Origin of the sequence: Nocardia barduliensis (assembly GCF_013315795.1) — a bacterium.
GTDB lineage: Bacteria > Actinomycetota > Actinomycetes > Mycobacteriales > Mycobacteriaceae > Nocardia > Nocardia barduliensis.
Map to the genome: position 1 here is coordinate 91209 of NZ_JABLTE010000010.1, position 14097 is coordinate 105305.

The window sequence follows — 14097 nt, forward strand, 5'->3', positions numbered from 1 at the left end:
ACCCCGTCACCGGGACGGCGCGGCCACCGTCATCGAGCGGACCTGCTGCTGATAGCGCTGCACGAACGGCAGAATCTGCTGCTCGATCACCGTGTTGTACTCCCGGGGGCGCTGCATCGGGTTGGCGTGGCCGGTGTTTCGCGCGAGCACCACCAGCAGCGTGCCCTCCACTCCGCCGGACCGCTCGATCAGCGCCCGGTGGGAGTACTCGACGTCGACCACGCGGTCGGCGCTCGCGTCGCGCGGCCGGATGAAAACGATGGCGGGGCGTGGTTTCCCGGCCACCGGATGGGCCAGGGTGCGCAGATCGTCCGCCGCGCCACCGGCCACGATGGCGGTGAATTGCGACTCGATCAGTCCGTTGCTCGCGGCGTCGCGCGAGACGATCTTCTCCCGCATCACCTGCGCCAGCACCGCGCCCAGCTTGCCGAACCGGATACCGGGCAGCCCGGCGCCGCGATCGAGGAACTGGTCGCGGCGGGCGTAGGTCTCCACGGCCAGCCGCAGCGCGCGGCTCTCCCTGGCGCCGGGCAGCCAGCCCATCCAGCGCAGCATGTCCTGGCCGCGGCCGCGGCTCTCCGGGCGCACCGCGTTCAGGTCCACCGGCGTGCAGTCCAGCACCACCCCGACCAACCGCCGGTCGCTGTCGCGATGGATGTGCTCGGCCACCTCGAGCGCGATCACACCGCCCATGCTGTGCCCGACGAGCACGATATTGCGCAGCCCGGACAGCTCGGCGGCGCGGACGACGAGGTCGGCGATCACCTTCGTATCGAGACCTTGGTTGTCGTAGCGGATCGCCCACACCATGCCCATCCTGCGCAGGGCGGGCAGCGCGGTGGCGGTTTCCCTGGCGTCGAGCCCACCGAGGCCGACCAGGTCCACCACGACGGTGTCCCAGTTCTGCTGGTCCAGTGGCGGGGCGACGGGCAGGATGGCCGGCTCGGTGCGCGCCAGCCGCGCCTGTTCCGGCGCGACATCGTATCTCCAGTACTGCGCGAACAGCACGAGTCCGGCCAGCAGCAGTGCGGCTACCCGAAGCAGCGTCACCTTGGTGCGGCGCAACGTCTTCCACCCGTGCCCCGGGCTCGTGTCCCGCAGCCGAGCTCGGCGTCGCGCGTCGTCCCAGTCGGAGACGGTGGACGGGTGCCGGGCGTCCATCGGCGACATCCATCCCACTGTAGGCACGGCCGCGGATGGTCGCCATGAACCCGCTACCGATCAGCGTGCCGCCTGGGCCATGGCCGCTAGCCCGGTCGGCGATATCCGCAGGCCCGGTTCGTTGTCCTCGGGCGCTGTCACGTCCGATAGCCCGTCGTGCATCGCGTCGACGTCGGTGCCGGTCTCGGCGGCGTGAAGGGTGCGGGTGGTGGTTTGCTCGCCGGTCACCGCGGGGTCGGCGGTCTCGAACTCGCTGAGCTGTACCCCCTGCTCGTCTTGGACGAGCCGAGCGAACCGGCCGTGGCGGGTGTCACTGTGCGCGATGACCTTCCTCGTGCCGGTGGGCTTGCCCGCGCCGGTGGGCTCGTCGTCCGTGCCCGACCGCGGTTCGGCCGGTGGCCCGGCTCGTCAGGATAAAGGTGACCAGGCGGGATCGAACCAGCCCTGAGCGGCGGCGGTGAACCGCGCACGATCCCAGCCGCCCGCGCCTTCCGGCACCGAGCCCACCAAGTCGACGCCGGTGACGCGCGGCAGATCGGTGCGGTTGCACTCGGCGGCGAGGTCCGGCGCGGCGGGCCACGCGCCGATCACCAGGCCCGCGCACCGCACTTCCGCGGCTTGCAGTGTGCGGGTGGTCAATTCCGTGTGGTTGAGCGTTCCCAGCCCGGCGGCGGTGACCACCAGGACGGGCGCGCCGAGTTTCTGGGCGAGGTCGAGCAAGGTGAAATCGCCCAGGCGCACCAGCAATCCGCCCGCGCCCTCGACCAGAACGAGGTCGGCGTCCGCCAGGGCGTCGACGGCGGCGGCGGTTTCGGCGAGCGTCAGCTCCGGCAGGCCCGCGCGGCGGGCGGCGGTGTCGGGCGCCAACGGGTCCGGGTAGCGGGCGAGTTCGACCGTCCGGGCGACGCCGGACAGGCGCTGTATCTCCGCGAGGTCACCGGGTTCGCCGACCGCGACACCGGTTTGGCCCGGCTTGCACACCGCCACCGAATGCCCCCCGGCCAGCGCCACGGCGGCCACGGCGGCGGTGACGACGGTCTTGCCGACGTCGGTGGAGGTTCCGGTGATCAGCAGGACGCTCATGCGGGCACCGCGCCTCGCGCCTCGGCCAGGACCTCACCCAGCACCGTTGCGATGGCGTCGAGTTCGGCCGCGGTGAGGTTCGCCCGCGCGGTCAGCCGCAGGCGCGAGGTGCCCTCCGGAACCGTCGGCGGACGGAAGCAGCCCACGTCCAGTCCCCGCGCCCGGCACGCCTGCGCGGCGTCGAAGGCCACCTGCGCCGGGCCGAGCACGACCGAGACCACCGCCGAAGGCGGCGCGGGCACTCCGGCCATCCGCGCGATGTCGGCGGCGCGCTCGAGCACCCGCCCGGCCAGCTCGGGTTCGGAGCGCAACAGGCGCAACGCGGCCCGCGCGGCGCCGACGGCGGCGGGCGCGAGCCCGGTGTCGAAGATGAACGTGCGCGCGGCGTCGATCAGGTGCGCGCGCACCCGCGCACTGGCCAGCACCACTCCGCCCTGCGCGGCAAGGGATTTCGACAGCGTCGCGGTGATCACCAGGTCCGGCGCCCCGGCCAGGCCCGACTCGTGCACCAGCCCGCGCCCGCCCGCGCCGCGCACGCCGAGCCCGTGCGCCTCGTCCACCACGAGCACCGCCGCGTTGGCCCTGGTCACCCGGTGCAGTTCGGTCAGCGGCGCGAGATCGCCGTCGGCGCTGAACACCGAATCGGTCAGCACCAGCGCCCGTTCCTCGGTGCGTTGCGACAGCAGCCGGTCCACCGCCGCGACGTCGCGGTGCGGCGCGACCTCCACCCGGGCGCGGGAGAGCCGGCAGGCGTCCACCAGCGACGCGTGGCTGCCCGCGTCGGAGACCACGAGCGAGCCGCGCCCGGCGAGGGCGGTCACCGCGCCGAGGTTGGCCGCGTACCCGGAGGCGAACACGAGTCCGGCCTCGGCGCCGACGAATTCGGCCAGCTCGGCTTCCAGCAGCTCGTGCTCGGCGGTGGTGCCGGTGACCAGGCGCGACCCGGTCGATCCCGCGCCCCACCGGCGCACCGCCTCGATCGCGCCCTCGATCACCTCGGGGTGGCGCACCAGACCCAGGTAGTCGTTGGAGGCGAGATCGATCGAGGCGGACTGCGCGGCGCGCGGGCGCAGCTCACGGCGCAGTCCTGCGGCCACCCGCGCGGTCGCGCGCTCGTCCAACCAGCTCAACGGATCGGTAGTCACAGCTCCGCAGCATACTTGAACACCGTTCAATGCACCCGCCCACCGGCCCGCTGGTACCGTTGAGCCATCGTTGGTGGTGTCACCGGCCTGCGGTGACAAAGCTTCACCGGGGAGGAACACGGCCGGATGCCGCGGTGGGCGATAGTCGTCGAGGAAACTACGGGCTCGGGGGAGCACAAGCGCTGGTCACCCCGGATTCTCGCGGAGGTGGTCGGCACGCGCGCACAGGCACTGGCGAAGCTGGCCGGCGTGCTGCCCACCTACACTCCGGAGCATCCCAAACTGCGCGGCCGCCGCATCGTCCTGCGCGACGGCGACACCTACATGCTGATGGTGCGCGGCTGGTCGGACGATTACCACTGCCTCTTCCGCGTCTGGGAGATCATGTCCGACAGCGACCGTCCGGAGGCCGACACGCGCCGCTCGCCCGGCCGGCTCACGGACCGTTGAACCAATTCGGCGTATCGAGCCGGAACACTTCACCCGGCGTGAGCACGCGCAGGTCGCGCTCCAGCTCGGCGAGCCGGTCGGCGCCGAGCAGATCCGCCCAGCGAGCGTGGATGCGGTCGAAGGCGCGCGCCGACCGGGTCAGCACGTCTTCGGCGCGACCGGTCAGCGTGTAGACCTTGCGCCGCGCGTCGGTCGGATCGTGCCCCCGGCGCAGATAGCCCAGCCGCTCCAGTGCCTCGATGTGCTTGCCCGCGGCCTGTTTCGAGACGCCGAGCGCGCGCCCGAGGTCGGCGGCCGTGCAGCCGTGGGGGCCACCGCACCGGCCGACCGCCTGAAAGACGAAGCCGTGCAGGGGGCGCAGCTCGGCATGACCGTGCTCGGCCAGTTCGGCGTGCACCTCGTCCACCACGGCGCGGAAGCCGAGCAGCATGCGCAGCGGCAACTCGTAGCCGCCCGCGTCACTTGACATGATGGACAACCTCGTTGACTATATGGACAACCATGTTGTCCATTCTAGAGGTGGTAGCCCCATGACCGTCATCCGGCACTCCGACACCCGCCGCACCGAAACCCCCGGCGGTGTCATGACCACGCTCGCCTCGCCCACCCAGGGCGGTTCCGGACTCGCGCTGTGGCGGGTCGACGTGCCCGCCGACACCACCGGTCCGCTGCACTTCATCGACGCCGAACAGATCTGGACCGTGCTCGCCGGGCAGATCGACATCGCCGTCGACGGCACGGAAGTGTCTGCCGCCGAAGGGGATACGGTGATCCTCCCGCCGAACGTCCTGCGGCAGGTGCGCACCGGCGGCGGCTTCACCGCCATCGTGACCGCACCGGCGGGCGCCCGAGCCGGACGGCCGGACAGCGACGGCACCATCGTCCCGCCGTGGATCGCCTGACCGGTCAGCGATCGGCCTGCGCGGCCACCGCGGCGCGCATCCCCGCGGTGATCGTCGCGATGTCGCCGGAGGTGCTGACGAACGGCGGCATGGTGTACACCAAGTTGCGGAACGGACGCAGCCACACCCCCGCCGCGACGGCGGCGTCGGTCGCGGCGCGCATGTCCACCGGACGGTCCAGCTCGATCACGCCGATCGCCCCGAGCACCCGCGCCTCGACCACGCCCGGCAGACCGCGCACCGCGTCCAGGCCCGCCGTCAACTCCGACTCAATGCGGGTCACTTCGCCGCGCCAGTCGCGCGAGCGCAGCAGCTCGATGGACGCGACGGCCACCGCGCAGGCCAGCGGGTTGCCCATGAACGTCGGCCCGTGCATGAGCCCGCCGTGCGCCGCGCTGATCGTCTCGGCGATCCGCGCGGTGCACAGCGCGGCGGCGAGGGTGAGATAGCCGCCGGTCAGCGCTTTGCCGACACACATCACGTCCGGACTCACCCCGGCCTGTTCGGCCGCGAAAAGCGTTCCGGTGCGGCCGAATCCGGTCGCGATCTCGTCGAAGACCAGCAGCACGCCGTGTTCGTCGCACAGCCTGCGCAGGTCGGTCAGATAGCCGGGGTGGTGCCAGCGCATCCCGCCCGCGCCTTGGACGACCGGCTCCACGATGACCGCCGCGAGTTCACCCGCGTGCGCGGCGACGATGCTCCCCAGTTCCGCGACGTACTCCGGCCGGTACTCGCTCGGCGGCACCGGGGCGAACACCTGGTTCGCCAGCACGTCGGTCCACAGCGAGTGCATGCCGCCGTCGGGGTCGCACACGCTCATCGGCGTGAACGTGTCGCCGTGATACCCGCCGCGCCAGGTGAGCAGCCGCCGCTTCTGCGGCTTGCCCACCGAACGCCAGTATTGCAGGCACATCTTCACGGCGACCTCGACCGACACCGAGCCGGAGTCGCACAGGAACACCTTGTCCAGCCCGGCAGGAGTCGATTCGACCAGCAGTTCGGCCAGCCGCGCCGCGGGCTCGTGGGTGAGCCCGCCGAACATCACGTGACTCATCCGCCGCGACTGGGCGACCAGCGCGGCGTCGAGCGCCGGATGCCGGTAGCCGTGGATGGCCGCCCACCAGGAGCTCATGCCGTCGACCAGTTCGCGCCCGTCGGCCAGGGTGAGCCTGGTCCCCGTGGCGCCGGCCACCACCAGCGGTTCGGTCGTCGCGGGAAAGCCGCCGTAGGGATGCCAGACATGCTCGGCGTCGAGGGCGGTGATCTCGTCGGGGGTCAGTGCCACAGGAATCCTCGCGTCACGGCCCCGGCCCGCCGGGGCGGCTTGAACGCCGTTCAAGTTAGCACTCGAGCTGCGGGTCCCGCAGATCGCCCTGAACAGTTCGGCGTTCCGGGCCCGGACGATCGCACCGGCGGATATTCTTTGACAAAGTCAAAGATTGGAGCCGCCCGTGACCGTTGCCGCCGCCGATATCGCCGCCGTCCGCGAATTCAACCGCCACTACACCCGGGTGATCGGCGTGCTGCGGGAGGGACTACACGACAGCCGGTACTCGCTCACCGAAGCGCGCGTCCTGTTCGAGCTGGCGGCCGCCGACGCGACCGAGGTGGTCGCCCTGCGGCATGCCCTCGAGCTGGACGCTGGCTACCTCAGCCGCATCCTGGCCCGGTTCGAACAGTCCGGTCTGGTGCGGCGCAATCGCTCCGGCAGCGACGGCCGCCGGCAGGAGGTCCGGCTGACCGACCGCGGCAGGGAGGTCTTCGCGACGCTCGACCAGCGCTCCAGCGACGAGGTCGGCGCGCTGCTCGACGCGCGGCCGCCCGCGACCCGGGCGCGGCTGCTCACCGCGATGCGGACCATCCAGCAGATCCTGGACCAGCCCGCCGACGCGCCCGCGTTCGTCGTGCGCGCGCCCCGCCCCGGCGAGTACGGCTGGGTGATCCAACGGCACGCGGAACTCTACGGCGACGAATACGGCTGGGACGCCACCTACGAGGAGCTGATCGTGCGGATTGTGGCGGACTACCTGACTTCCCGTGACGAGCAGCGCGAGCGCGCCTGGATCGCGGAGGCCGACGGACGCCCCGTGGGCAGCGTCTTCTGCGTCCGGGAGGACGACACCACCGCGCGCCTGCGGTTACTGCTGGTCGAACCCACCGCCCGCGGCCTCGGCGTCGGCGCGGCGCTGGTGGACGAATGCCTGCGCTTCGCCACCGCGGCGGGATACCGCGAGATCGTGCTGTGGACCAACGACGTGCTCACCGCCGCGCGGCGCGTCTACCAGCGCGCCGGATTCGAACTGGTCGAGCAGAGCCCGCATCACAGCTGGGGCCACGACCTGGTCGGCCAGACCTGGCGGCGCGCCCTGACCCCCGGCGACTGAACCATTCTCCCGGCGACGACTTCGCTCACCCGCCGTGCACCCGCTCGGTCAATGCCGCACCCACCTGCCCGAGCGTCGCGCGCAACTCCGCGAGCGTGCGCTGCCCCACCGCGCGCTCCACCGTCCGCTCGATGTCTCGGATGCGCTCCGCCGCCACTTCCAGCGCCGCGCGCCCGGCCTCCGTCAGCATCACCGTGCGCGCCCGGCGGTCGGCCGGGTCCACCTGGCGCACCACCAACCCACGGCGCTCCAGGTGTGTGACCAGCTCCCCCATCGACTGCTGTGTCATCCCGGCCGCTTCCGCCAGCTCGGTGATCCGCGATCCGTTCGGGTCCAAGTAGCGAAACACCGCGTAGTGCGCCGGCCGCAACTGTTCGTCCAGCCGCGCGCGCAACTCGTCGTTCAGCGCGCGTTCGTAAGCGGCGGTGGCCTGGCTGAGCAACTTCAGCAGCGTCGGTTCTCCCATTGACACAATACGAAGGTTACCTTTATATCTGAGAGATGCCAGCACGCACTCTCACCTTCCGCAACGGGCACCGTGTCACCCTTATCGCGCAGAGCGCCGACGAACACGGCCCCTACCTGCGGTTGGAGCACGTATTACCGCAAGCCGGGCGCCAGGCAGGCCCGCATTGGCACCCGGTGCTCACCGAGCGGTGGACGGTGCGTCAGGGACAGCTCCGATTCCGGATCGACGGCGCGGAGATCGTCGCCCATCCCGGCGACACGGTGCGGGCGCAGGCGGGCACGGTGCACGAGTTCCACAGCGTGCTCCCCGGGACCGTGATCGATCACGAGATCCGGCCGCCGCTGCGGCATTGGGACATGTTCCGGCTCTGGCACAACCTGGATCGCGCGGGAAAGACCACCGCGGCGGGGGTACCCCGTGATCCGCTCGCCCTCGCGCTGCTCTGGGACTATCAAGACGGTTATCTGGCGGGTGTCCCGGCCTTCCTGCAACGGGCTGTGCTCGGCGGTCTCGCGCGCGCCGCGGTACTTCTCGGCTACCGCCGCCGCTGGCTGGAAAACCGCTCCGACCTCGCCTGATCAACTCGGTCACAACCACCCGCACCGCCGCAGGCCGGGCTGCCGCTACTGTCGTTGCCATGGCTCAGCCCGACGCAGCGCCCGGCGACGCGACACCACTGGGTGTCTGGCCCGGCACCGCCTATCCCCTCGGGGCCACCTACGACGGCGCTGGCACGAATTTCTCGGTGTTCTCGGAGGTTGCCGACGCGGTCGAGCTCTGCCTCGTCGACGGCGACGGCGCCGAGACCCGGATCGCGCTCGACGAGGTGGACGGCTATGTCTGGCATGCGTACCTTCCCGCGGTCGACCCTGGTCAGCGCTACGGATTCCGGGTGCACGGCCCCTACGACCCCGATCGCGGATTGCGCTGCGACCCGAGCAAGTTGCTGCTCGACCCGTACGGCAAAGCCTTCGACGGCAATTTCGACGCGCACCCCTCGCTGCACACCTACGGACTGGACTCACTCGGCCACACCATGACCGGCGTGGTGATCAACCCCTACTTCGACTGGGGCACCGACCGCGCGCCGAACCGGCCCTACCACGAGACCGTCATCTACGAGGCGCACGTCAAGGGCATGACGATGACCCACCCCGAGGTGCCGGAGGAATTGCGCGGCACCTACTCCGGCATCGCGCACCCGGCGATCGTCGAGCATCTGAAGGGATTGGGTGTCACCGCGATCGAGCTGATGCCGGTGCACCAATTCCTGCACGACCGCGTGCTGCTCGACCAAGGGCTGCGGAACTACTGGGGCTACAACAGCTTCGGCTACCTCGCGCCGCACAACGGGTACGCGGCGATGGACCGCGCCGGATCGGCGGTCACCGAATTCAAGGCGATGGTGCGCGCGCTGCACGCCGAGGGCATCGAGGTGATCCTCGACGTGGTCTACAACCACACCGCCGAGGGCAACCACCGCGGCCCCACGATCGGCTTCCGCGGCATCGACAACGCCGCCTACTACCGCTTGGTCGACGACGATCCCTCCCTCTACATGGATTACACGGGCACCGGCAACAGCCTGAACGTGCGCCATCCGCACACCTTGCAGCTGATCATGGACTCGCTGCGGTACTGGATCCTGGAGATGCACGTCGACGGATTCCGTTTCGATCTGGCCGCGACGCTGGCGCGGGAACTGCACGACGTGGACCGGCTGTCGACGTTCTTCGACCTGGTGCAGCAGGATCCGGTGGTGAGCCAGGTCAAGCTGATCGCCGAACCGTGGGACGTCGGCGAGGGCGGCTACCAGGTGGGAAATTTCCCCGGCCTGTGGACGGAATGGAACGGCCAGTTCCGCGACACCGTACGCGATTACTGGCGCGGCGAACCGGCGACCCTCGGCGAGTTCGCTTCTCGGCTCACCGGCTCCTCCGACCTGTACGAGGCCACCGGGCGCAGGCCGAGCGCGAGCATCAACTTCGTCACCGCGCACGACGGGTTCACCCTGCGGGACCTGGTGTCCTACAACGAGAAGCACAACGAGGCCAACGGCGAGGACAACCGGGACGGCGAGAGCTGGAACCGCTCGTGGAACTGCGGTGTCGAAGGGCCGACCGACGACCCGGAGATCCTCGCGCTGCGCGCCCGCCAGAGCCGCAACCTGCTGGCGACACTGATGCTCAGCCAGGGTGTGCCGATGCTCGCGCACGGTGACGAGATGGGCCGTACCCAGCACGGCAACAACAACGTCTACTGCCAGGACTCGCCGCTGGCCTGGATGGACTGGTCGCTGCGCGAAGAGAACGCCGATCTGCTCGAATTCACCCGCGCGGTGATCGCGTTGCGCACCGAGCACCCGGTATTCCGGCGCCGCCGCTTCCTGGCGCGCGGCCCGATCCGTTCCGCGCAGGACGCCCGCGAGATCGCCTGGCTCACCCCTTCCGGCGATGAGATGACCGAAGCGGACTGGGACAGCGGGTTCGGCAAGTCGCTGGCGGTGTACCTCAACGGCGAGGCGATTCCGGAGCCGGGACCGCGCGGCGAGCGGATCACCGACGATTCGTTCCTGCTGTGTTTCAACGCCCACGACGCGGCTATCGACTTCGTGCTACCCCGCACCGGCGACGGCACGGAATGGTCGGTGGCACTGGATTGCTCGGCGCCGACCGGCCTGGCCGACGCCGGTTACGCCGGTGGCGCGAGCGTCACCGTCGAAGCTCGCTGTCTCCTCGTCCTCCGCCAGGCCACCTGACCCGAATGCCGATGAACGCACCCGACTCCTCCGAGATACACGTGACCGACCCGGTGTCCCTCCGACGCAAGCCCGCCCGCCAGACCACGATCCGCAGCACCTACCGGCTACAGCTGCGCCCGGACGCGCTGACCTTCGCCGAAGCGCGCGCCATCGCGGAATACCTCCAGCAGCTGGGCATCTCCCACCTGTACCTCTCGCCGATCCTGACCGCGGCGCACGGCTCGACGCACGGATACGACGTCACCGATCCGACCACGGTCTCCGCCGCGCTCGGCGGGCCGCTCGGGCTCAAGGCCCTCGCCGACGAGGTGCGCAGCCGCGGCATGGGACTGATCGTCGACCTGGTGCCCAACCACGTCGGGGTCGCCGATCCGCGGCAGAACGCCTGGTGGTGGGACGTCCTGCGGAACGGCCAGGAGTCGAGGTTCGCGCCGTACTTCGACATCGACTGGAGCCCGGGCAACGGCGCGGGCGGCCGCCTGGCGCTGCCGGTGCTGCAGAGCGAGAACGACCCGGCCGCCCTGACCGTCGACCGCTCCGGCGCCGAACCCATGCTCGCGCTGCACGACCTGCGTTTCCCGATCGCGCCTGGCACCGACGGGGACAACGCGCTGCGCATCCATGACAAGCAGCACTACCGCTTGGTGAGCTGGAAGGCCGGGCTGTGCACCTACCGGCGTTTCTTCGCCGTCAGCAGCCTGGCCGGGATACGGCAGGAGAACACCGAGGTCTTCGATGTCACCCACCGCGAACTGGCCGCGTGGTGCGAGCACGACCTGATCGACGGTGTGCGGGTCGATCACCCGGACGGCCTGTCCGATCCCGCGGGCTACCTCGTCCGGCTGCGCAGGCTGATCGGCCCGCACCGGCTGCTGCTGGTGGAGAAGATCCTGGCCAACCGGGAGCCGCTGGACGCGACGCTGCCGATCGACGGCACCACCGGTTACGAGGCACTGGCCGACTTCGGCGGCGTGCTGATCGATCCGCGTGGCGAACACGCGCTCACCGAGCTGTCGCGTCGGGTCGCCGGGCACGGCAGCGACCGGGCCTGGATCGGCGAGACCGAGCACCGGATCAAGCGCGCGGTCGCGGAAAGCGTGCTGGCGCCGGAGGTCCGGCGGCTGGTGGCCGCGATCAAACAGGACGCGAACGCCGAGAGTTTCGACACCATGGCGCTGACCAACGCCACCATCGAGGTGCTGGCGTTCATGCCGGTGTACCGGGCCGACTACGCGCCGCTGGCCGGGATGGCGGGCGCGGTGATCGCCGAGGTGGAGAAGCGCAACAGCGAGCTCACCGCGCCGCTGGCGGTGCTGGTCGCGGCGCTGGCCGCCGACGGACCCGCGGCGGTGCGCTTCAGCCAGGTCTGCGGCGCGGTGACCGCGAAGGCGGTCGAGGACACCATGTTCTATCAGGCCGCGCGGCTGGTCTCGTTGCAGGAGGTGGGCGGCAATCCGGCGCGGTTCGGCCACTCGCTCAACGAGTTCCACCTGTCCAACAGCCAGCGCGCGCAGCTCTGGCCCGCGACCATGACGACGCTGTCCACGCACGACACCAAGCGCGGCGAGGACGTGCGCGCCCGCATCGGCGTGCTGTCCCAGGCCGCGGAGACCTGGGCGCGCAATGTCGACTCCTGGTTGGAGACCGCTCCGGCGCCGGACGGCGCGACGGCCCTGTTCCTGCTACAGAACATGTTCGGTGTGTGGCCCGCGGACGGCCGACCGGCCGCGTCGGTGCCGGGTCTGCGCGAGCGCCTGCACGCGTTCGCCGAGAAAGCGATGCGGGAGGCGAACACCAAGACTTCCTGGGAGGAGCCCGACACCGAATTCGAGGCCGCCGTGCACGCGTGGCTGGACACGGTGATCGACGGGCCGGTGGGCTCCGAACTCGGCGACCTGGTGCACGAGCTGGCGCCGCACGCGTGGTCGGACGCGCTGTCGCAGAAACTCCTGCAACTGTGTGGTCCGGGCATCCCGGACGTCTACCAGGGCTGCGAGCTGTGGGAGGACTCTCTCGTCGACCCCGACAATCGCAGGCCGGTGGATTTCGCCGCCCGCGCGGGCATGCTGCAATCGCTCACCGGCACACCGGCGCTGGACACCACCGGCGCGGCGAAGATGTGGATCGTCGCCTACGCGCTGTGGTTGCGCCGCGAACGTCCCGACTGCTTCGTCGGCGGCGCCTACCGGCCGCTGTTCGCCACCGGCGACCACGCGGCCAAGGTGGTGTCCTACGCGCGCGGCCGCACCGGCGAGGCGCCCGAGGTCATCGTCGCCGCCACCCGCCACAGCGTGGGCCTGGCCGAGACCGGATGGGGCGACACGTTCCTCGACCTGCCCGCGGGTAGCTGGACCGACCGGCTGACCGGCCACACCTTCCAGGGCCGGGCCAGGCTGGAGAAGATGTTCGCCCGGCTGCCCGTCGCGCTACTGGTGCGCTGACAGCTCGAGCGCGGGCGCGTCGGCCATCGCCGGCGCTCGCACGAGCTCTTTGGCGAACACACCGCGGACCTGCTCGAACGTGTCCTCGGGGAGCACGCCGCCGAGTTCCTCGCGCCAGCGCCGCAGGTTCGCGGGATGGTAGTCCAGCGCGTCCTGCGTGCTGGAGGCCAACCGGACCCCTTGGTCGGTGGGCGTGGACACCCGGCGCCAGGAATCCCAGTGGAAGCGGGGGCTGCGCGGATTGCGCAGGGTGCGAACCACGTTCAGGATGCGGTAGCCGATGCTCAGCGAATCGTGCAGCCGCATGTGGTCCCCGTTCGTGGTGTCGCAGCGTTCGGACAGCTTGGCCAGCCGATCGCGATCGAAGGCCAGCCCGACCGACTCCGCCTCGCGCACCATCCACTGCAACGTCGCGTCGGACAGGCCGCATTCGGCGTAGCCGCCGCCGATGTCGCTGTGCACGCCGGGGAACCACACCTGCTTGACCCGCTCGAACCCACGGCGGTACTTCACGGTCGGTTCGACCGGCACCTCCCACACGGACGGTTCGAAGTTGCGCCGCCGCTCGTCGATGGCCAGCGCTTGGCGGGCGCAGTGCACGTGGCGGGAGAGTTTGACGTCGTGGAACCGGTGCCGCAGCGAGGTGACGCCCGGCACGCCCAGCGCGCCCACGGTGTCGAACACGCCGAGGAAATCGATCTTCGCTCGCCGGCAGTTCTTGCGGCGGAACTCCCGCCACTGCTCGGGCTCGGCCGGGTCCGGGTTCTCCGGCGTCGGCGCGGGCGGGCGCTGGCGGTAGATCCGCAGGGCCTCCGGGTACTTGCCCGCGATCATCGCTTCCGGGGTCATGATCCCGATACGGCTGATCAGACCGGCCAGGCTGCGCGCGGTGAAGGCGCCGCGACTGAAGCCGAAGATGTAGATCTCGTCGCCCTTTTCCCAGTTCAGGGCCAGGTGCCAGTACGCGGAGGACAGGTTCGCCTCGAGTCCGAGTCCGAACGCGCCGCCCATCAGACGATCGCTGATGAAGCCGCGGGCGCCCGGACCGGAGACGTAGGTGACCCACTGCTGGATCGTCTCCCCCGCCGGTCCCGGCGCGTCGAACCGGATCGTCTGCGCGATCTTGACGATGTTCGAGACCGTGTCGCTCGACTCGGCCTTCCAGGTGCCGTCACAACATACAACCAGGCGTTTCATGCGCTGATCCTCCCGCTGGTATCCCACCGAAACCCGCGTATTCGACTACTCGATTCATCGCCGAACAGACCGGACAGCGTTAATGGCCCGGCTGAAATACGCGA

The 14097-nt window shown here is 70.5% G+C and carries 14 protein-coding genes; 6 read left to right on the forward strand and 8 right to left on the reverse strand.

All coding sequences use genetic code 11. The features are described from left to right. Positions 1–6: 6 nt before the first annotated feature. From HOV91_RS07210 to HOV91_RS07225, 4 genes are all read right to left on the reverse strand, one after another. A complete protein-coding gene (locus tag HOV91_RS07210; protein ID WP_174184661.1) occupies positions 7–1170 on the reverse strand; it encodes an alpha/beta fold hydrolase in 1164 nt (387 codons plus the stop codon). Positions 1171–1221: 51 nt separating this feature from the next. Further along, positions 1222–1389, reverse strand: coding sequence for an SRPBCC family protein (locus HOV91_RS07215; protein WP_174184662.1), 168 nt, complete (start codon positions 1387–1389; stop codon positions 1222–1224). A 180-nt stretch (positions 1390–1569) separates the two neighbouring features. Beyond that, positions 1570–2244 carry a dethiobiotin synthase gene (bioD, locus tag HOV91_RS07220; protein WP_174184663.1) on the reverse strand — a complete coding sequence of 225 codons (675 nt, stop codon included), beginning with the start codon at positions 2242–2244 and terminating at the stop codon, positions 1570–1572. Continuing rightward, a complete protein-coding gene (locus HOV91_RS07225) occupies positions 2241–3389 on the reverse strand; it encodes an 8-amino-7-oxononanoate synthase (RefSeq protein ID WP_174184664.1) in 1149 nt (382 codons plus the stop codon). Before HOV91_RS07225 ends, bioD begins: the two co-directional genes overlap by 4 nt. Before the next feature lie 126 nt (positions 3390–3515). On the opposite strand from HOV91_RS07225, the gene HOV91_RS07230 reads away from it, so the two are divergent. Then, the gene (locus HOV91_RS07230; protein ID WP_174184665.1) at positions 3516–3839 is read left to right on the forward strand and encodes a hypothetical protein; all 324 of its coding nucleotides are present in this window, start codon (positions 3516–3518) and stop codon (positions 3837–3839) included. On the opposite strand, the gene HOV91_RS07235 is transcribed toward HOV91_RS07230, so the two are convergent. Further along, positions 3826–4308: a MarR family winged helix-turn-helix transcriptional regulator gene (locus HOV91_RS07235; protein WP_174184666.1), complete on the reverse strand. Its 483-nt coding sequence runs from the start codon at positions 4306–4308 to the stop codon at positions 3826–3828. The genes HOV91_RS07230 and HOV91_RS07235 overlap by 14 nt on opposite strands. 61 nt (positions 4309–4369) lie before the next feature. Between HOV91_RS07235 and HOV91_RS07240 the strand changes: the two genes are divergently transcribed. Beyond that, the gene (locus HOV91_RS07240) at positions 4370–4741 is read left to right on the forward strand and encodes a cupin domain-containing protein (RefSeq protein ID WP_174184667.1); all 372 of its coding nucleotides are present in this window, start codon (positions 4370–4372) and stop codon (positions 4739–4741) included. A 4-nt stretch (positions 4742–4745) separates the two neighbouring features. Here HOV91_RS07240 and HOV91_RS07245 read toward each other — a convergent pair whose 3' ends face one another. Beyond that, entirely contained in the window at positions 4746–6026 is a 1281-nt protein-coding gene (locus HOV91_RS07245; protein ID WP_174184668.1) for an adenosylmethionine--8-amino-7-oxononanoate transaminase, read from the reverse strand. Positions 6027–6192: 166 nt separating this feature from the next. On the opposite strand from HOV91_RS07245, the gene HOV91_RS07250 reads away from it, so the two are divergent. Then, on the forward strand, positions 6193–7125 hold the full coding sequence (locus HOV91_RS07250; protein ID WP_174184669.1) for a bifunctional helix-turn-helix transcriptional regulator/GNAT family N-acetyltransferase: 933 nt from the start codon (positions 6193–6195) through the stop codon (positions 7123–7125). A gap of 25 nt (positions 7126–7150) precedes the next feature. Here the strand turns inward: HOV91_RS07250 and HOV91_RS07255 are convergent, their stop codons facing one another. Further along, on the reverse strand, positions 7151–7591 hold the full coding sequence (locus HOV91_RS07255; RefSeq protein ID WP_174184670.1) for a MarR family winged helix-turn-helix transcriptional regulator: 441 nt from the start codon (positions 7589–7591) through the stop codon (positions 7151–7153). A gap of 35 nt (positions 7592–7626) precedes the next feature. On the opposite strand from HOV91_RS07255, the gene HOV91_RS07260 reads away from it, so the two are divergent. Genes HOV91_RS07260 through treY form a run of 3 tightly spaced genes read left to right on the forward strand, consistent with a single transcriptional unit; the run spans position 7627 to position 12796 of the window. Then, a complete protein-coding gene (locus HOV91_RS07260) occupies positions 7627–8172 on the forward strand; it encodes a cupin domain-containing protein (protein ID WP_174184671.1) in 546 nt (181 codons plus the stop codon). Positions 8173–8231: 59 nt separating this feature from the next. After that, complete coding sequence (gene glgX, locus HOV91_RS07265; RefSeq protein ID WP_174184672.1) at positions 8232–10352, forward strand: glycogen debranching protein GlgX; 2121 nt, start codon at positions 8232–8234, stop codon at positions 10350–10352. An 11-nt stretch (positions 10353–10363) separates the two neighbouring features. Further along, complete coding sequence (gene treY / locus HOV91_RS07270) at positions 10364–12796, forward strand: malto-oligosyltrehalose synthase (protein ID WP_174184673.1); 2433 nt, start codon at positions 10364–10366, stop codon at positions 12794–12796. Here the strand turns inward: treY and HOV91_RS07275 are convergent. Continuing rightward, the gene (locus tag HOV91_RS07275) at positions 12782–13993 is read right to left on the reverse strand and encodes a T6SS phospholipase effector Tle1-like catalytic domain-containing protein (protein ID WP_174184674.1); all 1212 of its coding nucleotides are present in this window, start codon (positions 13991–13993) and stop codon (positions 12782–12784) included. The two genes, treY and HOV91_RS07275, sit on opposite strands and share 15 nt — an antisense overlap. Positions 13994–14097: the final 104 nt, after the last annotated feature.

Excerpts from the sequence above, each read along its gene's own strand:
- HOV91_RS07210 (WP_174184661.1), bottom strand. The coding sequence starts at position 1,170 with ATGTCGCCGATGGACGCCCGGCACCCGTCCACCGTCTCCGACTGGGAC.
- bioD (WP_174184663.1), bottom strand. The coding sequence starts at position 2,244 with ATGAGCGTCCTGCTGATCACCGGAACCTCCACCGACGTCGGCAAGACC.
- HOV91_RS07230 (WP_174184665.1), top strand. The coding sequence starts at position 3,516 with ATGCCGCGGTGGGCGATAGTCGTCGAGGAAACTACGGGCTCGGGGGAG.
- HOV91_RS07235 (WP_174184666.1), bottom strand. The coding sequence starts at position 4,308 with ATGTCAAGTGACGCGGGCGGCTACGAGTTGCCGCTGCGCATGCTGCTC.
- HOV91_RS07240 (WP_174184667.1), top strand. The coding sequence starts at position 4,370 with ATGACCGTCATCCGGCACTCCGACACCCGCCGCACCGAAACCCCCGGC.
- HOV91_RS07255 (WP_174184670.1), bottom strand. The coding sequence starts at position 7,591 with ATGGGAGAACCGACGCTGCTGAAGTTGCTCAGCCAGGCCACCGCCGCT.
- HOV91_RS07260 (WP_174184671.1), top strand. The coding sequence starts at position 7,627 with ATGCCAGCACGCACTCTCACCTTCCGCAACGGGCACCGTGTCACCCTT.
- glgX (WP_174184672.1), top strand. The coding sequence starts at position 8,232 with ATGGCTCAGCCCGACGCAGCGCCCGGCGACGCGACACCACTGGGTGTC.
- treY (WP_174184673.1), top strand. The coding sequence starts at position 10,364 with ATGAACGCACCCGACTCCTCCGAGATACACGTGACCGACCCGGTGTCC.
- HOV91_RS07275 (WP_174184674.1), bottom strand. The coding sequence starts at position 13,993 with ATGAAACGCCTGGTTGTATGTTGTGACGGCACCTGGAAGGCCGAGTCG.